The organism is Mycolicibacterium anyangense, assembly GCF_010731855.1.
Classification (GTDB): domain Bacteria; phylum Actinomycetota; class Actinomycetes; order Mycobacteriales; family Mycobacteriaceae; genus Mycobacterium; species Mycobacterium anyangense.
The window spans coordinates 1220001-1240438 of the sequence record NZ_AP022620.1; the positions used below are offsets into that span (position 1 = coordinate 1220001).

Genomic DNA, 20438 nt, shown 5'->3' on the forward strand with positions numbered 1-20438 from the left:
AGTGGCATTGATTCTTCTTCCTGCCGTCGACGTCGTCGAGGGCAAGGCGGTCCGCCTGGTGCAGGGTAAGGCCGGCAGCGAGACCGAGTACGGTTCGGCGCTCGACGCAGCGCTGACCTGGCAGCGGGACGGCGCCGAATGGATCCACCTGGTGGACCTGGACGCGGCGTTCGGCCGCGGCTCCAATCGTGAGCTGCTGGCCGAGGTGGTCGGAGCGCTCGACGTGAAAGTCGAACTGTCCGGCGGTATCCGCGACGACGAATCGCTGAAGGCGGCACTGGCTACCGGCTGCACCCGAGTCAACATCGGCACCGCGGCGCTGGAGAATCCGCTGTGGTGCGCGGCCGCGATAGCCGAGCACGGCGACAAGGTCGCGGTTGGCCTGGATGTCCAGATCGTCGACGGTGAACACCGGTTGCGTGGCCGCGGCTGGGAGACCGACGGCGGCGACCTGTGGCAGGTGCTGGAACGTCTTGACAGCGAGGGATGTTCGCGCTTCGTCGTCACCGATGTCACCAAAGACGGCACGCTCACCGGGCCCAACCTTGATCTGCTCGAGGGCGTCGCCGAATGCACCGACGCCCCGGTGATCGCGTCCGGCGGGGTGTCCAGCCTGGACGACCTGCGTGCCATTGCGACCCTGACCGGAAGCGGTGTGGAAGGTGCGATCGTCGGAAAGGCGCTCTACGCGGGCCGCTTCACGCTGCCGGAGGCGTTGGCCGCGGTGAGCCGGTAGTGGATCTCGACGCCCTGGTGGCGCAGGCCGCGGTGATCCTCGACGAGGCGTCCGCACCGTTCGTCGCGGGGCATCGGGCCGACTCTGCCGTGCAGAAGAAGGGCAACGACTTCGCCACCGAGGTCGACCTGGCCATCGAACGCCAGGTGGTGAAGGCGCTGGAGGCCGCCACCGGAATCGGGGTGCACGGCGAGGAGTTCGGCGGCGCCGACATCAATTCGCCGCTGGTGTGGGTGCTCGACCCGATCGACGGCACGTTCAACTACGCGGCGGGTTCGCCGATGGCCGCGATCCTGCTCGGCCTGCTGTGCGACGGCGAACCGGTCGCGGGCCTGACCTGGCTGCCGTTCACCGACCAGCGCTACACCGCGGTGCAGGGCGGCCCGGTGATCTTCAACGGGGTCGCGCAGCCGCCGATCGCGCATTCCGACATCGCCCAGTGCGTCATCGGGATCGGCACCTTCAACGTCGACTGGGGCGGCCGGTTCCCGGGCCGGTACCGGCTGGCGGTGTTCGAGAACCTCAGCAGGGTCTGCTCGAAGCTGCGGATGCACGGCGCCACCGGAATCGACCTGGCCTACGTCGGCGCCGGAGTCCTGGGCGGTGCCATCAGTTTCGGCGACCACATCTGGGACCACGCGGCGGGCGTGGCGCTGATCCGGGCGGCCGGGGGAATCGTCACCGACCTGTCCGGTGAGCAGTGGACGGCGTCGTCACGCTCGGCGCTGGCGGCTGCGCCGGGGGTGCACGAGCACATCATGGAGATACTGGATCGAGTGGGCTCCCCGGAGGACTACCGGTAATGGACGTAGCGGTACGTGTGATTCCTTGCCTGGATGTCGACGCCGGGCGGGTGGTCAAGGGCGTCAACTTCGAAAACCTCCGCGATGCAGGCGATCCCGTCGAGCTCGCCGCGGCCTATGACGCCGAGGGCGCCGACGAACTGTGCTTCCTCGACGTCACGGCGTCCTCGTCGGGACGGGCCACCATGCTCGATGTGGTGCGCCGCACCGCCGAGCAGGTCTTCATCCCGCTGACCGTCGGCGGCGGCGTGCGCTCGGTGGCTGATGTCGACTCGCTGCTGCGGGCCGGGGCGGACAAGGTGTCGGTGAACACCGCGGCGATCGCGCGTCCGGACCTGCTCGCCGAATTGTCCCGCCAGTTCGGATCGCAGTGCATCGTGCTGTCGGTGGACGCCCGCACAGTCCCGGCGGGCTCGGCCCCGACACCGTCGGGCTGGGAGGTGACCACCCACGGCGGACGGCAGGGGACCGGCATCGACGCCGTCGAATGGGCCACCCGGGGAGCCGAATTGGGCGTCGGTGAGATCCTGCTGAATTCGATGGACGCCGACGGCACCAAGGCCGGTTTCGACATTGCGATGCTCAAGGCGGTGCGCAAGGCGGTGACGGTGCCGGTGATCGCCAGCGGTGGAGCCGGCGCTGTCGAGCACTTCGCTCCCGCGGTCCAGGCCGGCGCCGACGCGGTCCTGGCAGCCAGCGTCTTTCATTTCCGCGAGCTGACCATCGGCGAGGTCAAGGCGGCGATGGCCCGCGAAGGGTTGGTCATGAGATGAGCCTGGACGCCGATATCGCCAAGCGGCTCAAGCGGGATGCCAACGGGTTGTTCGCGGCCATTGCTCAGGAGCGTGGCACCGGCACGGTGTTGATGATCGCCTGGATGGACGACGAAGCCCTGGCCCGCACACTGGAAACCCGCGAAGCCACCTATTTCTCCCGTTCCCGCAACGACTACTGGGTCAAGGGTGCGACGTCCGGTCACACCCAGCACGTGCACAGCGTGCGGCTGGACTGCGATGGCGACGCGGTGCTGCTGGAGGTCGACCAGGTCGGCGGAGCGTGCCACACCGGTGACCACAGTTGCTTCGACGCCGACGTCCTGCTCGGCGATGACGCAGACTAAGACGATGTCGCGCTTCGGGAATCGGGTAGTCGTCGTCACCGGTGCCAGCTCGGGGATCGGCAGGGCCACGGCACTGCGGCTCGCCCGAGACGGTGCCACGGTCGCGCTGGTCGCTCTGGACGACGAGGATCTCGAGTTGGCCGCCGAGGACTGCCGGGCCACCGGGTCAACTGCTCTGGCCATACCCGCGGACGTGACGGACCCCGCCCAGGTCGAGGCGGCCTATGACCAGGCTGAAACGCTGGGTCCGGTCAAGGCCGCTTTCAGCAACGCGGGTATTTCCGTTGTGGCGCCTGCCCTTTCGATGTCTGATGACGTGTGGCTGCGGCAGGTGCAGGTGAATCTGACCGGTAGTTTCCTGGTGGCTCGGGAGGCCGCCCGCCGGATGATCCCGCACGGCGGTGGTTCGATCGTGCTGACAGGCTCGGAGTTGGGCATCCTCGGCCAGGCGGGCTTGGCGGGTTACACGGCGACCAAGGGCGGTGTGCTGTCGATGACGCGGGTGTTGGCCGCCGAGTGGGCGCAGTACGCGATCCGGGTCAACAGCATTTCGCCGGGCGTGACCGACACCCCGATGCTGGCCACCGAATTCGCCACCGCCGCCGACCCTGCCCGGGCGCGCGCGGATACCGAAGCCACTGTCGCGCTCGGGCGCATCGCGAAGCCCGACGAGATCGCGGCGGTGGTGGCCTTCCTGCTGTCCGACGACGCCAGCTATGTCACCGGCAGCAACGTCGTCGCCGATGGCGGACGGACATCCTGTTTTCCGGCGGACACGTCGGCCTAGCCGGCTAGCCCGAGTTGTTCGCACAACAGTAGGGCGACCTCGGTCTCGAGTCGCTGTTCGTTGACCGAACGCCCCAGCTGTTCCTCGGCCTGCCGCACACGGTAGTGAACAGTGTTCTTGTGCACGTGCATTCGTGCTGCGGTGTCGGTGTAACTTCCCTGGCTGTCGAGGAATTCACGGAGTGTTTCGCGAAGTCGGGCAGATGTGTCGTCGCTTCCGATCAACCCGCCCAGCACCTGGCGGGCCCAGACATCGACATCGGACAGGCGGTCGACCACCAGACTCGCGAGGCCGACGTCTGAGTGCAGCGTCACGCGTTCCCGTCGTCGGCTCGTCAGCGCGACCTTGCGAGCTGCTTCGGCTTCTCGGAAGGTCTGGCGGAACCCGGCCAGACCTGAAGCAGCCCTGCCGACTGCCAGGTAGATTCCAGCTTCGGTCCGAATCGCGTTGGTCAGCGCGGCGAGGTCTACAGTGAGTCGCCCCGCGGAGGACGCCCAGACCCAGCCATGCTGATCGTCGACCGACACACTCATCGCGCCGGCACCCGTCGCGTCGTGCATCGCGGCGGTGCCGATGCGCAGCAGCCTTGGGAGGCTCACCTCCCCGCCTGGACACCAGATGCAGGCCGCCACATTCCAGCCCCGCAACGACGTTGACAGCATCTGCTCAGCCGCGCGCAGATCGATATCAGGCCCTTCGAGGACGGCTTTGAGAGCGGCGGCTCGAGCGGCATCGGTGCGGGTATCCCAGCGTCGCCGCTCGTCCTCGTAGATGTCGATGATGTCTTCGATCACCCGATCGATGTAGCTGTTTGCGATCAGAGCAATGCGGCTCGTTGCGGCCAATGCGGTGGCGGCGGGCAAGTTGAGATCGGCAATATCGGCAATGGCCCATTGAACAAACATGTGTTCCCCAAGCCGGTAGGCGCGCAGGAGGCCCTCCAGCGAGAGATCGTGCTGAGCGAATCGGCGGGCGTACTCCACTGCGGCGGGCGGCACGGTGATGTCGTCGAGCGAGATACCGAGTGCCAGCATGTCGACGATCGCTGTCAGGTTCGACGACGTGCTGGCGACCATGAGCTGCTCGACTTCGTCGTCATGATGGAACTCGGGAATGGCCTCGACGAACATCGTGATCATGGCGCCGGTACGGGTGGCGAGCTGTTCCTTGAGACTGGCGCCGGTCGAGCGCACAACGTCTTCCACGGTGTCGGGCATGCTGGGAATCTAGACCCACCGGTGGATCTCGGACGCAGTTTGTCCGACTGTCCTTCTTTGTGCCGTGGGTACAACTGTGAGCTCGATTGCTGGTCCGCTGGACCGTGGTGACGGCTGTCGACCAGTCTTAGGTTCGACGATGTTGTGTGAGTCACATACCGAGACCAATGTGAGGTGACCTCGTTGTCGATCGCTGATCTCCCGAAGGCCCGCGCGTCTGGCGACCCGACTGGCCCCTGCCTGGCGGATGACTCGGTAGTTTTGGACAACCAGACCTTCGCCAGGCGCGTAGCGGCCGCAGCCTCAGTGCTGCGGGACCACGGTGTCGGGCCCGGTTCGATTGTGGCGGTATGCCTTCCGAACTGTGTTGATCTCGTGATCACGCTGTTTGCCGCGTGGCGGCTGGGCGCCGCGGTCACTCCGGTCAATCCCGCGTTGACCACCGAAGAAGCCCGCTACCAAATCGAGGACGCCAACGCGGTGGTCGTGATCGCGGCTGACGGAAGACCGGGCTGCCTGGATGTCAGCGAGCTGAGCGGCGCGAGCGCCGCCGATCCAGCCGGCCCGCGCACGGTTGTGTCGGCGGACAGCGATCTGGCGCTGGTGATCTACACCAGCGGCACCACCGGCCGACCCAAAGGCGTCATGCTCGACCACGCAAACCTCAGCGCAATGGCGCGGATGATCATCGGCGCACTCGACCTCACTGCCGCCGATCACAGCCTGCTCATACTGCCGTTGTTCCACGTCAACGGCATCGTGGTGAGCATTCTCTCGGTAATGCTGGCGGGCGGGCGGGCCACGATCACGTCGCGGTTCTCGGCATCGACCTTCTTCGATCTCATCGAGCAGGTTCGGCCGACCTACTTCTCGGCGGTACCGGCCATCTACGCCATGCTGGTCGCTCAACCCGACAAGCACTGCGACATGTCTTCGCTACGCCTGGTGGTATGCGGTGCCGCACCCATGCCCGCGGAACTGATCGGCCGATTCGAGGCGCGGTTCGGTGTGCCGGTCGTGGAGGGCTACGGCCTGTCGGAAGGCACCTGCGCGTCGACCCTCAATCCGGTTGCTGGACCGCGTAAACCCGGTACCGTCGGGCGGCCGCTACCGGGTCAAACGGTAGGGATACTCGGCTCCGATGGCCGGCTGCGCAACGACGACGCTCCCGGCGAGGTCGCCGTGCGCGGTCCCAATGTGATGCGTGGCTACCTTGGGCAGCCGGCCGCCACCGCTGAGACGATCGTCGACGGCTGGCTGCGGACCGGTGACGTCGGCTACTTCGACGCCGACGGCTACCTGGTGCTCGTCGACCGGATCAAAGATCTCATCATTCGCGGCGGCGAGAACGTGTACCCCAAGGAGATCGAGAATGTTCTACACGCCCATCCCACCGTGCTGGAGGCCGCCGTGGTGGGCATGGCCGATCCGGTTCTCGGCGAGGTCCCGGTTGCCCACGTCGTGGCGGTGCCCGGTGCTCAAGCGGCCGATACTGATCTTCTCGAGCACTGCCGCCAACGCCTGACAAAGGTCAAGGTGCCGGTCGCGGTCCGGTTGACGGATTCGTTGCCGCGCAACCCCGTCGGCAAGGTCGACAAGAAGGCTCTGCGAAAGCTGGTCGCCACCGGCTGACCCGCCGCCAGCGACACCGACATTCACCGCCGTCCACCACCTGCTGGACGGGCGGTCTGATTCCGCTACCCAGAAAACAGTGACGAAAGGTTGATCCCATGGGTTTCAAGGAGGGCAATTTCCCGCCCGTAGACGTCGAGACCTTTCTCGACCGGCCACTCCAAGAACGGGTGAAAGCCCTTGCGCTGCATTGGGTTGACTATGGCTTTGGGTCGCCGAAGATGATCCCGACGATCTACATCGTCAAGGTATTGTTCCTCTATGTCATCGGCGGTGCAGCGGTGGCCACCTGGACCTCCGGGGTCGGTCCGTTCTGGGACGTGACGCAATGGTGGAACGTCCCCATCGTGTATCAGAAGCTGATCCTCTGGACAGTACTTCTCGAAGTTCTGGGCTTGGCGGGTTCGTGGGGACCCATCGCCGGAAAGTTCAAGCCGATGACCGGAGGTGTCCTGTTTTGGAGTCGGCCAGGAACGATCCGGCTTCGACCGTGGCGCCGCGTGCCGTTCACCAACGGTGACGAACGAACCATCGTCGACGTCGCGCTCTACCTGGCGTTGCTGGTCAGCCTCGTAGTCGCCATCGCGCTCCCAGGAAGCCATAATGCCTCGCTGAGTACTGTTCTGCCGCAGAATACTTCGGGTCTGATCAATCCGTCCCTGTTGGTCGCCCCGATTGCGTTGTTGATCGTGTGCGGGCTACGCGACAAGACGATCTTCCTGGCAGCCAGGGGGGAACAGTACCTGCCTGCGCTGGTGTTCTTCGCCACCCTGCCGTTCGTGGACATGATCGTCGCGGCAAAGCTGCTCATCGTCGTGGTGTGGGTAGGTGCCGGTATCTCCAAGTTCGGGCGTCACTTCACCAATGTCATCCCGCCGATGATTTCCAACACCCCGTGGATGCTGTCCAAGACCATCAAGCGGCTGCACTACCGGAACTTTCCGGACGATATTCGGCCGTCTCACACGGCCGGTCTGGTGGCACACATTCTTGGTTCCACGGTCGAGATCGCAGCACCCCTTGTCCTGCTGTTCTCGACGAACAGGGCGGTGACGATAGCGGCCGCGATCCTGATGGTCTGCTTCCACCTGTTCATCTTCTCGACGTTCCCGCTCGCTGTACCGCTGGAGTGGAACGCGCTGTTCGCCTATCTCACGGTCTTTCTGTTCGTCGGCTTCCCGGCGTGGAACGGCTACGCCCTGACCGACATGTCGTCCCCGTGGCTGGCACTGGGCATTGTGGTTGCGCTGGCATTCTTTCCAGTCCTGGGCAACCTGCGGCCAGACCTGGTCTCCTTCCTGCCCTCGATGCGGCAGTACGCCGGCAATTGGGCCTCGGCGCTGTGGGCGTTCGCTCCCGGGGCCGAAGCCAAGCTCAACGAGATCCAGCACCGACCCACCCTCAACCAGGTCGATCAGTTGCAGGCGATGGGCTATCCTCCCGCAGTTGCCGAGATTACGATGCAGCAGACCATCGCCTGGCGTTCGATGCACAGCCAGGGGCGCGGCTTGTTCTCGCTGCTGCGTAAGTACATCGTCGATATCGATCGGTGGACCATCCGCGAGGGCGAGTTCGCCTGTAACTCCATGATTGGCTTCAACTTCGGCGACGGACATCTGCACAACATCGATCTGATCAATGCCGTGCAGTCCCGTGTCGGGTTCGCTCCTGGCGAGTGGATCGTGGTGTGGGTGGAATCGCAGCCCATCCACCGCGGCACCCAGCAGTATCAGGTGATCGACGCGGCGTTGGGTGTGATCGAACGGGGCACGTGGCGGGTGAGCGATGCGGTGGCCGCACTTCCGTGGTTGCCGGACGGACCGATCGAGCACCAGGTTACCTGGAGCCGATCTGCCGACCAGGTGACGCCGCATGTCGCGACCCAGTCCTGACGTGTCAACAGCAGTAGTGGTGGGTGGCGGCCCCAACGGGTTGGCGGCCGCGATCACCCTCGCCGAGGCGGGCGTGGACGTGACCGTCCTGGAAGCCACCGACGAAGCGGGTGGCGGGATGCGATCCGGTGAGGCGTTGATCCCCGGGATGCTGCATGATCATTGCGCAGCAATCCACCCCATGGCGGTGGGGTCACCATTCCTGGGTGGACACAGCCTGGAGAAGTACGGATTGCGTTGGGCGTGGCCGCAGGTCGACTGTGCCCATCCGCTCGACGATGGTACTGCCGGCGCGTTGTTCCGCTCGGTCACCCGCACCGCCGAGCAGTTGGGTGTCGACGATCGAGCCTGGCGGTGGCTGTTCGAGCGGACCGCACAGGATTACGGACAAACCAAGTTCGACATCATGGGTCCGCTGCTGCGGCTACCGAGTCATCCGGTCAAGATGGCGCGGTTCGGGCTACCCGCTGTGTTGCCGGCGACGGCCCTGGCTGCGGTGTTTCGAACCGAACGTGCACGAGCGCTCTTCGGGGGCGTTGCCGCGCATGCGTTTCAGCGCCTGGACCGCCCGCTGAGTGCAGCCGTCGGCCTTGGCATCCTCACCGCCGGGCACCACGACGGATGGCCCGTCGCGATCGGTGGCTCACAGGCCATCGCGGCCGCGATGGTCGCCTTGCTCGCGGAACTGGGTGGGAAGATCGAAACCGGTTTGGAGGTGACGTCTTTCACGCAACTCCCCATCGCCGATGTGGTGATGTGGGATGTGGCCCCGACGGCGTTGGTCAGGATTCTCGGTGATCGGCTACCGCCACGAGTGGCCCGCGCTCTCAGCCGATTCCGCTACGGGCCGGCGGCGTACAAGGTTGACTTCGCGGTCGAGGGCGGTGTTCCGTGGGCCGCCCCGGAGGCGCGCCAAGCTGGCACCGTGCATCTGGGCGGGACCTTTGCCGAGATCGCCAGCACGGAACGCGCCGTCGCCGAGGGCCGAATGCCGGCCAGTCCCTTCGTGCTCGTCGGACAGCAGTATCTCGCTGACCCGGGCCGATCGGTGGGTGACCTCCACCCGATCTATTGCTATGCCCATGTGCCACAGAGCTATACAGGTGATGCCTACCAGGCTGTCGTAGATCAGATCGAACGGTTTGCACCCGGCTTCCAGGACAGGATTGTCGCCCACCGGGTCATCACTCCGGCCGACTTCTCGACAGCGAACTCCAACTATGTAGGCGGCAATATCCTGACCGGAGCCAAGGACATCCGTCAGCTCGTGTTCGGGCCGCGCATCACCCCGCGGCCCTATCACATCGGTGTCAAGGGCCATTTTTTGTGCTCGGCCGCGACGCCGCCGGGGCCCGGAGCCCACGGCATGTGCGGAGTACAAGCCGCGCGACGCGCCATGCGGGAGCTGGCGTGAGTGCACCAGTAGACCAGGAGAAAATACTATGACCGCTCTACCCACTGACTCCGTGTTCGCGCTGCCCGAGGAGCACCATGAGCTCCGCTCGGCGATCAGAGCGCTGGCGGAGAAGGAGATCGCGCCCTTCGCCGCCGATGTCGATGAGGTGGCCAGGTTTCCCGACGAAGCCTTCCAGGCGCTGACCGCTTCTGGATTCAACGCCGTCCACGTTCCCGAGGACTACGGCGGACAGGGCGCCGACGCGGTGGCTGCGTGCATCGTCATCGAGGAGGTAGCCCGGGTCTGCGCTTCCTCGTCGCTGATCCCCGCGGTGAACAAGCTGGGCACGATGGGCCTGATGCTCAGCGGGTCCGACGAACTCAAACGGCAGGTATTGCCCTCGGTCGCCGACGGAGCGATGGCTTCCTACGCGCTTTCCGAGCGTGAGGCCGGATCGGACGCCGCGTCGATGCGCACCCGCGCCCGCGAAGACGGAAACCACTGGGTGATCAATGGTTCCAAGTGTTGGATCACCAACGGTGGCCGGTCGACCTGGTACACGGTCATGGCGGTCACGGACCCCGCTGCCGGATCACGGGGCATCTCGGCGTTCATCGTGCACAAGGACGATCCCGGCTTCACCGTCGGCCCACTGGAGAAGAAGCTCGGAATCAAGGGATCGCCGACCGCTGAGCTGTACTTCGAGGACTGCACCATCCCGCTGGATCGCATCATCGGCGAGCCCGGAACAGGGTTCCAGACGGCGTTGCGCACGCTCGACCACACCCGGCCTACGATCGGTGCTCAGGCGGTCGGGATTGCCCAGGGTGCCTTGGATTTCGCACTCGACTACGTCCAGCACCGTCGACAGTTCGGTAAGCCGATCAGTTCGTTCCAGGGCGTCGAGTTCATGCTCGCTGAGATGACGATGCGTATCGAAGCCGCGCGACTCATGGTGTACGCCGCAGCCGCGCGAGCCGAACGGGGAGAGAAGGACATGACTTTCACCGCCGCGGCCGCGAAGTGCTTTGCCTCCGATGTCGCCATGCAGGTGACCACCGATGCGGTGCAGCTCCTCGGCGGCGCCGGCTACACCCGCGACTTCCCAGTCGAGCGCATGATGCGTGACGCCAAGATCACTCAGATCTACGAAGGAACGAATCAGATTCTGCGGGTCGTCATGGCCCGCTCACTCCTGAAGCGCTGACCGTCGGCGCCGAGTTTCCATTCACCCTTCCCAAGCTATCGAGGACTCAACGTGTACATGACTTCCTTTGTGCTGCGCAGATGCCGCGCGACCATATCGCTGGCCGTCGTGATAGCAGTCATTGTCGGCACCGCGTCGTGGGTGACTCCCGGGCACGCGGCGGCCGATGACAGCCAGTACGAGCAGTTCTACACGCCACCCGCACCACTCCCGCCCGGCAAGCCGGGCGATCTGATTCGCACCGAGCCCCAGCGGATCGTGCTCGAACCGTCCGGTCAACTCGGTGCCTACATGGGATCGGGCACCCGGATCATGTACCGCAGCACCGATGCCAACGGCGCCCCCGTCGCGGTGACCGGCACCTATATCGAGCCGAGTGTGCCCTGGCAGGGCAGCGGTCCACGTCCGCTGTTGGCCTACGCGACGGGACCCTACGGCGCGGGGGAGCAGTGTGCGCCGTCGAGGCTGTTCGACCAGGGGATTCACTTCTCCCAAGGTTTCGATCTGATGCTCAACATGGAGGAGGGGTTCTTCGCTACTTTGCTGGCGCGCGGATTCGCCCTGGTGGTCACCGATGGCGTCGGAATGGGAATACACGGTCCGCAATCACCCCAGTTCCTCAACCGGGTAGCCGCCGGCACGGCATTGCTCGATGCAGCCCGAGCGGCCAAGAAGCTGCCGGAGACCTCGCTGCAGCCCGACGGCCCGGTGGCGTTCTGGGGATACGCTTCGGGCGGTCAGGCATCCTTGTCCGCCGCCGAGCAGGCCGCCACCTACGCTCCCGAACTCAAGGTCGTGGGCACCATGGCCGACGCGCCCGTGACCGACATCGCCGCCACCATCCCCGGCATCGACGGAAATTTCTTCGCGGTTCTGGCCGGCTACCTGCTTCGCGGGATCATCGCCTCCTATCCGCAGACCGAGCAGTCAATCCGCGACACGCTGACGCCGAGGGGCCTGCAGATGCTGGACTGGTCGGGGCACACCTGCCTGTTGCAAGGGGGCGTCGACTACGCCTTCCGGCACCTGGACTACTGGTTCAATACCGATCTCGGTGCGCTGGTATCCAATGACCCGTTCAAGAGCCTGCTCGCCGCGCAACGGATAGGCAACGTCAAACCAACTGGGCCGGTTTACATTTCGCACAACCGCTGGGATCCGCTTGTCCCGTACCAGCCGGCCCGTCAGACCGCTCTTGACTGGTGTTCGATGGGCGCCGACGTCCAGTTCTGGACCAACGAGCAGCCCCCGCTGTTCAACAAGCTGGACATCAACAATCTTCTGCCGCTCTATGTCGATGGAGAGCGCAACATGCAGTGGCTTGCAGACCGCTTCAACGGGCTGCCGACCACTCCCAACTGCGGAGGTTTCTGAGTGGCGGTCAACCCTTGGCCTTCTCGGCGCGCAGCGCCTTGAGCCGGCGTTCCTCGCTGAGCACGTTCTGGTAGCTCTGGCGTTCGGCGACCAGCCACTCCGGCTTGGCCTCCAGCAGCTCGTTGATCTGCTCGGTGGTCAGCGCCTCGGTCACCCCGCCGCGGGCCAGGCCGGCGATCGACACGCCGAGCTTGGCGGCCACCAGGTTTTTCGGGTGCGGGCCGTTCTTGCGCAGATCTTTCAGCCACTGCGGTGGGTCGGCTTGCAGCGCCGCCAGTTCGTCACGGGTGATGGCGTTCTGTTGGAAATCCCCGGGCGTGGCCGGCAGGTACACGTCGAGCTTCTTGGCCGCCGTGGCGGGCTTCATGGACTGCGCGTCAGGCCTGCTCATGCGGTCAAGGGTATCGGTAGCCTGAGGCGGTGACCGCCCCCTGCATCAACGTCGGGTACGTCCCGGGTGCGACGCCGGCGAAGTGGGCGCGTAACTGGGCGCAGCGCCACCCTGGTATTCCGCTGACGTTGTCCCCACTCGCCGCGGCGGAGGCGGCGGACGCGGTCCGCGCCGGGGCCGTGGACGCCGCATTGCTGCGGCTGCCGACGGACACCACCGGGCTGGCCGTCATCCCGCTCTACGACGAGACGACCGTCGTCGTCGTCCCCACCGACCACCTGGTGTCCGCGGCCGATGAGGTGAGTGTCGCCGACCTGGCGGAAGAACCGCGGCTGATCCCGCTCGACGATGTGGTGCCGTGGTCATCGGCCCCCGGCGTCGCGCTCGAGCACCGGCCCGAAACCACCGAAGCGGCAGTCGAACTCGTCGCTGCCGGGCTCGGAGTTCTGATCGTGCCGCAGTCACTGGCGCGGCTGCACCACCGCAAGGACCTGACCTACCGGCCCATCGTCGGCGCACCCACCTGCGCGGTGGTGCTGGCCGTGCGGGCGGGACCGCAGGGCGAGCTCGTCGAGGAGTTCATCGGGATCGTGCGGGGCCGCAAGCCCGGCTCGTCGCGGGGGGTTACCGCGCCGATCCCCAAACGTAGCGCCCGGGAGAAGACACTGGCCCGCCAGGCCGCCCGTGCCGCCGCGGGAAAGGTCGCCCGCAAGCCGGATCCGCCCAAACGCGGGAAGCGCTGAATCCGCTCGGCGCTCAGGCCGTCTTGCGGGCCCGCAACACCTCGAGCGCCTTGTCGGCGTGGGTGTCCATGTTGACCTCGCTGGAGATCACGTCCAGCACGGTGCGGTCGGTGTCGATGACGAACGTCGTGCGCTTGACGGGAAGGAACTTGCCCAGCAGGCCGCGCTTGACGCCGAACGCAGTGGCCACCGCACCGTCGGCGTCCGACAGCAGCGGGTAGTCGAACCGCTGCGACTCGGCGAACTTGGCCTGCTTGTCCACCTCGTCGGTGCTGATCCCGACCCGGGAGGCGCCCACGGCGGCGAACTCCGATGCCAGGTCACGGAAGTGGCAGGCTTCCTTGGTGCATCCGGGTGTCATCGCGGCGGGGTAGAAGAACAGGACGATGGGCCCGTCGGCGAGCAGGCTGGTCAGCGAGCGAACAGTGCCGGTCTGGTCCGGCAGTTCGAAGTCGGCTACACGGTCACCACGTTTCATGGGTGCAGGCTACGCCGGTGAATCCGGCGCCGGGAGTCTGGGAAGATGTAGCCGTGCATTCCAACCTCGCCGTCACCACCACGCGCGACGAGTTCCGGGCTCTGGCCGCCGAACATCGCGTGGTGCCGGTGACCCGCAAGGTGCTTGCCGACAGCGAAACACCCCTGTCGGCGTACCGAAAGCTGGCCGCCAATCGCCCAGGAACGTTCCTGCTCGAGTCCGCCGAGAACGGCCGGTCGTGGTCGCGATGGTCCTTCATCGGAGCCGGCGCCCCCTCGGCGCTGACGGTCCGCGATGGTGCGGCCGTCTGGCTGGGCACCACACCAACCGGCGCACCCACCGGCGGCGACCCGCTGCAGGCGCTCCGCAAGACCGTCGAGCTGCTGTCGACCGGTCCGCTCGCGGGTGTGCCGCCGCTGTCCGGCGGCATGGTCGGCTTCTTCGCCTATGACTTCGTCCGCCGCCTCGAGCGTCTGCCGGAGTTGGCCGTCGACGATCTCGGTCTGCCCGACATGCTGCTCCTGCTGGCCACCGACCTGGCTGCCGTCGACCACCACGAGGGCACCATCACCTTGATCGCCAATGCCGTCAACTGGGACGGCAGCGACGAGCGGGTCGACTGGGCCTACGACGACGCCGTCGCCCGACTCGACGTGATGACCGAGGCCCTCGGCCAGCCGTTGCCGTCCTCGGTGGCCACCTTTTCGCGCCCCGCGCCGCAGCACCGCTCACAGCGGACGCAGGAGGAGTACAGCGCCGTCGTGGAACGCCTGGTCAAGGAGATCGAGGCCGGCGAAGCGTTCCAGGTGGTGCCCTCGCAACGTTTCGAGATGGACACCGACGTCGACCCGATCGACGTCTACCGGATGCTGCGGGTGACCAATCCGAGCCCCTACATGTATCTGCTGCAGATTCCCAACGGGTCTGGTGGAACGGCCTTTTCGATCGTCGGATCCAGCCCGGAGGCGCTGGTGACGGTGCAAGATGGTTGGGCCACAACACATCCCATCGCCGGAACCCGGTGGCGCGGTCAGACCGAAGAGGAAGACCAGCTGCTGGAGAAGGAACTGCTCTCCGACGAGAAGGAACGCGCCGAGCACCTGATGCTCGTCGATCTCGGCCGCAACGACCTGGGCCGGGTGTGCGTGCCCGGAACGGTGCGGGTGGAGGACTACAGCCACATCGAGCGCTACAGCCATGTCATGCACCTGGTGTCCACGGTCACCGGCCTGCTGGCCGAGCACCGCACCGCGCTCGACGCGGTCACGGCCTGCTTCCCGGCCGGCACCCTGACCGGGGCCCCGAAGGTTCGGGCGATGGAGCTCATCGAAGAGGTCGAGAAGACCCGCCGTGGTCTCTACGGCGGCGTCGTCGGCTACCTCGACTTCGCCGGCAACGCCGATTTCGCGATCGCGATCCGCACCGCCCTGATGCGCGATGGAACCGCCTACGTGCAAGCCGGTGGTGGTGTGGTCGCCGACTCCAACGGGCCCTACGAATACAACGAGGCCGCCAACAAGGCCAAGGCCGTGCTCAACGCCATCGCCGCCGCCGAGACGCTGGGCAGCCCGTGATCCGGATCGGGCAGCTGCTGTTGGTCATCTCGGCGATCGCGCTGTGGGTGGCTTCGCGACTGCCCTGGGCTGCGGTCACCTCGTTCGACGGGCTGGGCCAACCCAAGACGGCGACCCTGAACGGTGCGACGTGGTCCAACGCGCTGGTACCGATGGCCGTGCTGCTGCTCGCGGCTGCGGTGGCGGGCCTGGCCGTCCACGGCTGGGGCCTACGGGCGGTCGCGGTCCTGGTGGCGGCGGCCAGCCTGGTGCTGGGCTATCTGGGCATCAGCCTGATCGTGATGCCCGACGTGGGGCCGCGTGCCGCTGAGCTGGCGCAGGTGCCGGTGGCGTCCCTGGTAGCCAGCCAGCGCCATTCGCTGGGCGCGGTGGTCACGTTGGCGGCTGCGGTGTGCGCGCTACTGGCCGCGGTACTGCTGATGCGTTCAGCGGGCGCCGCCCGGCAGGCCGCGGCCAAGTACGCCGCGCCCGGGGCCAGGCGGACCACCGCGCCGGTTGGGGAAGTCTCGGAACGAACCATGTGGGACGCCATCGACGAGGGCCACGATCCGACCGAGGCCAACACCGAGGGTCGGTGACGGGTGACACGTACCGAGCCGCTACCCTTTCACGGACATCAATGTCATGGTCAGAACCGGCAAGAAGGGACCAGACTCGCATGAGTTCGGCAACCGTGCTCGACTCCATCATCGAGGGAGTCCGCGCTGACGTTGCCGCCCGCGAGGCGATTGTGAGCCTCGATGAGGTCAAGGCAGCCGCCGAGTCCGCCCCCGCCCCGCTCGACGTGCTTGCCGCGCTGCGTGCCCCCGGGATCGCGGTCATCGCGGAAGTCAAGCGCGCCAGCCCGTCACGTGGCCAGCTGGCCAACATCGCAGACCCGGCCGAACTGGCCCGCGCCTACCAGAGCGGCGGTGCCCGGGTCATCAGCGTGCTCACCGAGGAGCGCCGCTTCCACGGGTCGCTCGGCGACCTCGACGCGGTGCGTGCCGCGGTGAGAATTCCGGTGCTGCGCAAGGACTTCATCGTGCGGCCCTACCAGATCCACGAAGCTCGCGCCCACGGCGCCGACATGCTTCTGCTGATCGTCGCCGCCCTGGAGCAGCCGGCGCTGGAGTCACTGCTCGAGCGCACCGAGTCGCTGGGCATGACCGCTCTGGTCGAGGTGCACACCGAGGAGGAGGCGGACCGGGCGCTGCAGGCCGGGGCCAAAGTCATCGGTGTCAACGCCCGCGATCTCAAGACGCTGGAGGTGGACCGGGATTGCTTTGCGCGCATCGCGCCGGGCCTTCCGTCCGACATCATCCGGGTCGCCGAGTCGGGGGTCCGCGGTACGGCCGACCTGCTTGCCTACGCCGGCGCCGGCGCCGACGCGGTTCTGGTCGGTGAGGGTCTGGTCACCAGCGGGGATCCCCGCAGTGCGGTGGCCGACCTGGTGACCGCCGGAGCCCATCCGTCCTGCCCCAAACCCGCCCGCTGAGTCGTGGCTGACATCTCGACTCCGAACGTGCCGCGCACCAGCGCGGCCGTTGCCGAGCCCACCACCCACGATCCCGACGCCCGCGGTCACTTCGGGGTGTTCGGCGGCCGGTACGTACCCGAAGCGCTGATGGCTGTCATCGAAGAGGTGACCGCGGCGTACGAGAAGGCCCGCACCGATCAGGAGTTCCTGGATCGGCTCGACAATCTGCAGACCCACTACGCGGGCCGGCCCTCACCCCTCTACGAGGCGGTCCGGCTGTCCGAGCATGTTGGCGGCGCGCGCATCTTCCTCAAGCGCGAGGACCTCAACCACACCGGTTCGCACAAGATCAACAATGTGCTGGGGCAGGCCCTGCTGGCCAAGCAGATGGGCAAGACCCGGGTGATCGCCGAGACCGGTGCCGGCCAGCACGGCGTGGCCACCGCGACGGCCTGCGCGCTGCTGGGCCTGGAGTGCGTGATCTACATGGGTGCGGTGGATACCGCCCGTCAGGCGCTCAACGTGGCACGGATGCGGCTGCTGGGCGCCGAGGTGGTGTCGGTGGAGTCGGGGTCGAAGACCCTCAAGGACGCCATCAACGACGCCTTCCGGGACTGGGTCACCAACGCCGATGCCACCTACTACTGCTTCGGGACCGCGGCCGGCCCGCATCCGTTCCCGTTGATGGTGCGTGATTTCCAGCGCGTCATCGGGTTGGAAGCGCGTACCCAGATGCTGGCCCAAGCCGGCCGGCTGCCGGATGCGGTGACCGCCTGCGTCGGTGGCGGCTCCAATGCCATCGGTATCTTCCACGCTTTCATCGACGATCCCGACGTCCGGCTCGTCGGTTATGAGGCGGCCGGTGATGGCGTCGAAACCGGAAGGCACGCAGCCACTTTCACAGGTGGCACCAAGGGCGCCTTCCAGGGCTCGTACTCGTATCTGCTGCAGAACGAGGACGGGCAGACCATCGAATCGCATTCGATCTCCGCCGGTTTGGACTATCCCGGTGTTGGCCCGGAGCATGCGTTCCTCAAGGACATCGGGCGTGCGGAGTACCAGCCGATCACCGATGTCGAGGCCATGGACGCCTTCGGGCTGCTGTGCCGGATGGAAGGGATCATCCCGGCCATCGAGTCGGCGCACGCGGTGGCCGGTGCGGTGAAGTTGGCGGCCGAGCTGGGCACCGGCTCGATCGTCTTGGTCAACCTGTCCGGACGCGGAGACAAGGACGTCGAGACGGCGGCCAAGTGGTTCGGGCTGATGGACAGCCCGGCCAAGGGGGACTCGTGACCGTTGTGCACAGCCAGCCGGGGCGGCTCGGTTCGGTGTTCGACGCCTGCCGTGCCGAGGGTCGCGCGGCATTGATCGGCTACCTGCCGACCGGCTACCCGGATGTCCCGACCTCAATCGAGGCGATGGTCGCGATGACCGAATCCGGTTGTGACATCATCGAAGTCGGCGTTCCCTACTCCGATCCCGGGATGGACGGACCGGTGATCGCCACGGCGACCGAGGTTGCGCTGCAGGGCGGGGTGCGCGTACGTGACTCGCTGCGTGCGGTCGAGGCGATCAGCGCCGCGGGCGGAAGCCCGGTCGTGATGACCTACTGGAACCTGATGTTGCACTACGGCATCGAGGCGTGGGCCCGTGACCTGGCAGCGGCCGGGGGACTGGGCATGATCACCCCCGACCTGATTCCCGACGAAGCCGACGAGTGGTTTGCCGCCTCCGAAGCCCACAATCTGGACCGGATCTTCCTGGTGGCTCCCTCGTCGACGCCGGAACGGCTGGCGCGCACGGTGCAGGCCTGCCGTGGGTTTGTCTACGCCGCATCGACGATGGGTGTCACCGGCGCTCGTGACGTGGTGTCCAATGCCGCGCCGCAACTCGTGCAGCGGGTCAAGGAGGTCTCCGACATCCCCGTTGGGGTCGGGCTGGGCGTGCGCTCTCGCGAGCAGGCCGCCGAGATTGCCTCGTTCGCCGACGGGGTGATCGTCGGATCCGCGTTGGTATCGGCATTGGCCGACGGGGTTCCGGCCGTGCGGGCGCTGACCGAAGAGTTGGCTGTTGGAGTGCGACAGAAGGTGCCCGCTTCGTGACGACGACCGTGCTGGCCTATTTCCCGAGTCCGTCGCAGGGTGTCTGGCACCTGGGTCCGATTCCGATCCGCGCCTATGCGTTGTGCATCATCGCCGGCATCATTGCGGCGCTGGTTCTCGGTGATCGTCGGTGGGAGGCCCGCGGCGGCGAGCGTGGCGTCATCTACGACATCGCCTTGTGGGCGGTGCCGTTCGGTCTGATCGGTGGCCGGCTGTATCACCTGATGACGGACTGGCGAACGTACTTCGCTGAGGGCGGTGCCGGCATCGGCGCGGCGCTGCGGATCTGGGACGGCGGTCTGGGCATCTGGGGCGCGGTCGCGCTCGGTGGCGTTGGCGCGTGGATTGCCTGCCGGCGCAGGGGGATTCCGTTGCCGGCGTTCGGCGATGCGATCGCGCCGGGCATCATCCTGGCGCAGGCGATCGGCCGGCTCGGCAACTATTTCAATCAAGAGCTGTACGGGCGCGAGACGACGCTGCCGTGGGGGATGGAGATTTTCTACCGGCGCGACTCGTCGGGCATGGTCGACGTGCATTCGCTCGACGGGGTGTCCACCGGCCAGGTGGCCGCGGTGGTGCAGCCGACGTTCCTCTACGAGCTGCTGTGGAACCTGCTGGTGTTCGCGTTCCTGTTGTGGGCCGACAAGCGGTTCAAGCTGGGCCACGGACGGCTGTTCGCGCTATACGTGGCCGGCTACTGCGTGGGCCGATTCTGGGTCGAGCTGATGCGCGACGACACCGCGACGCATATCGCCGGGATCCGGGTGAACTCGTTCACGTCGGTGTTCGTGTTCATCGGCGCGGTAGTGTACATCATGTTGGCGCCGAAGGGCCGTGAGGATCCGGCCACGCTCGGCGGTACCCATCCGGACCACGAGGAGAGTCCGGTCGAGGAGCTCGCCGAAGAGTTGGTGGCGGCTGCGAAGGGGAGTGGCATCGTCGCCGCCGCGACCGTTGCCGGTGAGCATGAGCAAGAGGACGCCAAAACCGCCGGCGACGTCGAGGAGCCTGAAGCGGCTGAGACTGAGCAAGAGCCTGAATCGGAGCCCGAGGCTGAGGCCGAACCAGAAGCCGAGCCCGAGGCCGAACCCGAACCTGAGCCCGAAGCTGAAGCGGAGCCTGCGACAGAGTCAGAGCCCGAAGCTGAAGCGGAGCCCGAGGCTGAGGCCGAGCCCGAAGCGGAGCCTGCGACAGAGCCAGACCCCGAAGCTGAAGCGGAGCTTGAGCCCGCGGCCGAGCGCGAAGCGGAGCCCGAGGCTGAGGGCGAACCAGAAGCCGAGCCCGAGGCTGAACCCGAGCCTGAGCCTGAGCCCGCGGCCGAGCCCGAAGCGGAGCCCGCGGCCGAGCCCGAAGCGGAGCCCGCGGCCGAGCCCGAACCAGAACCCGAGCCAGCCCCGACAACCGAGCCCGCTGCGCAGCGTCGCGGCTTCGCAGGCACCGTGCGCCGGATCCTTTGGGGAGTTGAGACCCGGCGGGACTAACCCGTAGCCGTTCCTACGGAATCCTGTCACATGCCCGTGGCATACT

Annotated in this window: 20 protein-coding genes; 17 read left to right on the forward strand and 3 right to left on the reverse strand. The window is 66.6% G+C overall.

The features are described 5' to 3' along the window. Nucleotide 1: 1 nt before the first annotated feature. From priA to G6N35_RS05760, 5 genes are read left to right on the forward strand one after another with little or no spacing between them, the layout of a single operon-like run. The gene (priA, locus tag G6N35_RS05740) at nt 2-736 is read left to right on the forward strand and encodes a bifunctional 1-(5-phosphoribosyl)-5-((5-phosphoribosylamino)methylideneamino)imidazole-4-carboxamide isomerase/phosphoribosylanthranilate isomerase PriA (protein WP_163803384.1); all 735 of its coding nucleotides are present in this window, start codon (nt 2-4) and stop codon (nt 734-736) included. Then, nucleotides 736-1539, forward strand: coding sequence for an inositol monophosphatase family protein (locus G6N35_RS05745; RefSeq protein WP_163803385.1), 804 nt, complete (start codon nt 736-738; stop codon nt 1537-1539). The genes priA and G6N35_RS05745 overlap by 1 nt, the downstream gene beginning before the upstream one ends. Continuing rightward, entirely contained in the window at nt 1539-2312 is a 774-nt protein-coding gene (gene hisF / locus G6N35_RS05750) for an imidazole glycerol phosphate synthase subunit HisF (protein WP_163803386.1), read from the forward strand. Before G6N35_RS05745 ends, hisF begins: the two co-directional genes overlap by 1 nt. Next, entirely contained in the window at nt 2309-2659 is a 351-nt protein-coding gene (gene hisI, locus G6N35_RS05755) for a phosphoribosyl-AMP cyclohydrolase (protein ID WP_163803387.1), read from the forward strand. The genes hisF and hisI overlap by 4 nt, the downstream gene beginning before the upstream one ends. Before the next feature lie 4 nt (nt 2660-2663). Beyond that, on the forward strand, nt 2664-3446 hold the full coding sequence (locus G6N35_RS05760; protein WP_246224222.1) for an SDR family NAD(P)-dependent oxidoreductase: 783 nt from the start codon (nt 2664-2666) through the stop codon (nt 3444-3446). On the opposite strand, the gene G6N35_RS05765 is transcribed toward G6N35_RS05760, so the two are convergent. Beyond that, entirely contained in the window at nt 3443-4663 is a 1221-nt protein-coding gene (locus G6N35_RS05765; protein WP_163803389.1) for an RsbRD N-terminal domain-containing protein, read from the reverse strand. The two genes, G6N35_RS05760 and G6N35_RS05765, sit on opposite strands and share 4 nt — an antisense overlap. 183 nt (nt 4664-4846) lie before the next feature. On the opposite strand from G6N35_RS05765, the gene G6N35_RS05770 reads away from it, so the two are divergent. The 5 genes from G6N35_RS05770 to G6N35_RS05790 all read left to right on the forward strand — a co-directional run bounded on the left by G6N35_RS05770 (nt 4847) and on the right by G6N35_RS05790 (nt 12164). Further along, nucleotides 4847-6295, forward strand: a complete 1449-nt coding sequence (locus G6N35_RS05770) for a class I adenylate-forming enzyme family protein (protein WP_163803390.1) — start codon at nt 4847-4849, stop codon at nt 6293-6295. A gap of 98 nt (nt 6296-6393) precedes the next feature. Then, a complete protein-coding gene (locus G6N35_RS05775) occupies nt 6394-8187 on the forward strand; it encodes a DUF3556 domain-containing protein (RefSeq protein ID WP_163803391.1) in 1794 nt (597 codons plus the stop codon). A gap of 1 nt (nt 8188) precedes the next feature. Beyond that, nucleotides 8189-9601, forward strand: a complete 1413-nt coding sequence (locus G6N35_RS05780) for a phytoene desaturase family protein (protein WP_163803392.1) — start codon at nt 8189-8191, stop codon at nt 9599-9601. A gap of 28 nt (nt 9602-9629) precedes the next feature. After that, nucleotides 9630-10790 carry an acyl-CoA dehydrogenase family protein gene (locus G6N35_RS05785; protein ID WP_163803393.1) on the forward strand — a complete coding sequence of 387 codons (1161 nt, stop codon included), beginning with the start codon at nt 9630-9632 and terminating at the stop codon, nt 10788-10790. Between the two features lie 57 nt (nt 10791-10847). Further along, on the forward strand, nt 10848-12164 hold the full coding sequence (locus G6N35_RS05790) for a lipase family protein (RefSeq protein WP_163803394.1): 1317 nt from the start codon (nt 10848-10850) through the stop codon (nt 12162-12164). A gap of 7 nt (nt 12165-12171) precedes the next feature. On the opposite strand, the gene G6N35_RS05795 is transcribed toward G6N35_RS05790, so the two are convergent. Beyond that, entirely contained in the window at nt 12172-12555 is a 384-nt protein-coding gene (locus tag G6N35_RS05795; RefSeq protein WP_163803395.1) for a DUF5997 family protein, read from the reverse strand. Nucleotides 12556-12584: 29 nt separating this feature from the next. Here G6N35_RS05795 and G6N35_RS05800 point away from each other — a divergent pair, with 29 nt between their 5' ends. Next, nucleotides 12585-13298: a LysR family substrate-binding domain-containing protein gene (locus G6N35_RS05800; RefSeq protein ID WP_163803396.1), complete on the forward strand. Its 714-nt coding sequence runs from the start codon at nt 12585-12587 to the stop codon at nt 13296-13298. A 13-nt stretch (nt 13299-13311) separates the two neighbouring features. Here G6N35_RS05800 and G6N35_RS05805 read toward each other — a convergent pair whose 3' ends face one another. Beyond that, complete coding sequence (locus G6N35_RS05805) at nt 13312-13776, reverse strand: peroxiredoxin (protein WP_163803397.1); 465 nt, start codon at nt 13774-13776, stop codon at nt 13312-13314. A 53-nt stretch (nt 13777-13829) separates the two neighbouring features. On the opposite strand from G6N35_RS05805, the gene G6N35_RS05810 reads away from it, so the two are divergent. From G6N35_RS05810 to G6N35_RS05835, 6 genes are all read left to right on the forward strand, one after another. Next, complete coding sequence (locus G6N35_RS05810) at nt 13830-15350, forward strand: anthranilate synthase component I (RefSeq protein ID WP_163807487.1); 1521 nt, start codon at nt 13830-13832, stop codon at nt 15348-15350. Beyond that, nucleotides 15347-15928 (forward strand): TIGR02234 family membrane protein, encoded by a 582-nt coding sequence (locus tag G6N35_RS05815; RefSeq protein WP_163803398.1) that lies wholly within the window; start codon nt 15347-15349, stop codon nt 15926-15928. Before G6N35_RS05810 ends, G6N35_RS05815 begins: the two co-directional genes overlap by 4 nt. Before the next feature lie 80 nt (nt 15929-16008). Next, nucleotides 16009-16827: an indole-3-glycerol phosphate synthase TrpC gene (trpC, locus tag G6N35_RS05820; RefSeq protein ID WP_163803399.1), complete on the forward strand. Its 819-nt coding sequence runs from the start codon at nt 16009-16011 to the stop codon at nt 16825-16827. A 3-nt stretch (nt 16828-16830) separates the two neighbouring features. Continuing rightward, nucleotides 16831-18102 carry a tryptophan synthase subunit beta gene (gene trpB, locus G6N35_RS05825; protein WP_163803400.1) on the forward strand — a complete coding sequence of 424 codons (1272 nt, stop codon included), beginning with the start codon at nt 16831-16833 and terminating at the stop codon, nt 18100-18102. Beyond that, nucleotides 18099-18911, forward strand: coding sequence for a tryptophan synthase subunit alpha (gene trpA / locus G6N35_RS05830; RefSeq protein ID WP_163803401.1), 813 nt, complete (start codon nt 18099-18101; stop codon nt 18909-18911). Before trpB ends, trpA begins: the two co-directional genes overlap by 4 nt. Continuing rightward, nucleotides 18908-20392, forward strand: a complete 1485-nt coding sequence (locus G6N35_RS05835) for a prolipoprotein diacylglyceryl transferase (RefSeq protein WP_163803402.1) — start codon at nt 18908-18910, stop codon at nt 20390-20392. The genes trpA and G6N35_RS05835 overlap by 4 nt, the downstream gene beginning before the upstream one ends. Nucleotides 20393-20438: the final 46 nt, after the last annotated feature.

Bases quoted from the DNA above. Each gene is read 5' to 3' on its own strand.
- G6N35_RS05790 (WP_163803394.1), top strand. From the start codon at position 10,848: ATGACTTCCTTTGTGCTGCGCAGATGCCGCGCGACCATATCGCTGGCC.
- G6N35_RS05765 (WP_163803389.1), bottom strand. From the start codon at position 4,663: ATGCCCGACACCGTGGAAGACGTTGTGCGCTCGACCGGCGCCAGTCTC.
- G6N35_RS05785 (WP_163803393.1), top strand. From the start codon at position 9,630: ATGACCGCTCTACCCACTGACTCCGTGTTCGCGCTGCCCGAGGAGCAC.
- G6N35_RS05775 (WP_163803391.1), top strand. From the start codon at position 6,394: ATGGGTTTCAAGGAGGGCAATTTCCCGCCCGTAGACGTCGAGACCTTT.
- G6N35_RS05760 (WP_246224222.1), top strand. From the start codon at position 2,664: ATGTCGCGCTTCGGGAATCGGGTAGTCGTCGTCACCGGTGCCAGCTCG.
- trpC (WP_163803399.1), top strand. From the start codon at position 16,009: ATGAGTTCGGCAACCGTGCTCGACTCCATCATCGAGGGAGTCCGCGCT.
- G6N35_RS05805 (WP_163803397.1), bottom strand. From the start codon at position 13,776: ATGAAACGTGGTGACCGTGTAGCCGACTTCGAACTGCCGGACCAGACC.
- hisF (WP_163803386.1), top strand. From the start codon at position 1,539: ATGGACGTAGCGGTACGTGTGATTCCTTGCCTGGATGTCGACGCCGGG.
- G6N35_RS05795 (WP_163803395.1), bottom strand. From the start codon at position 12,555: ATGAGCAGGCCTGACGCGCAGTCCATGAAGCCCGCCACGGCGGCCAAG.
- hisI (WP_163803387.1), top strand. From the start codon at position 2,309: ATGAGCCTGGACGCCGATATCGCCAAGCGGCTCAAGCGGGATGCCAAC.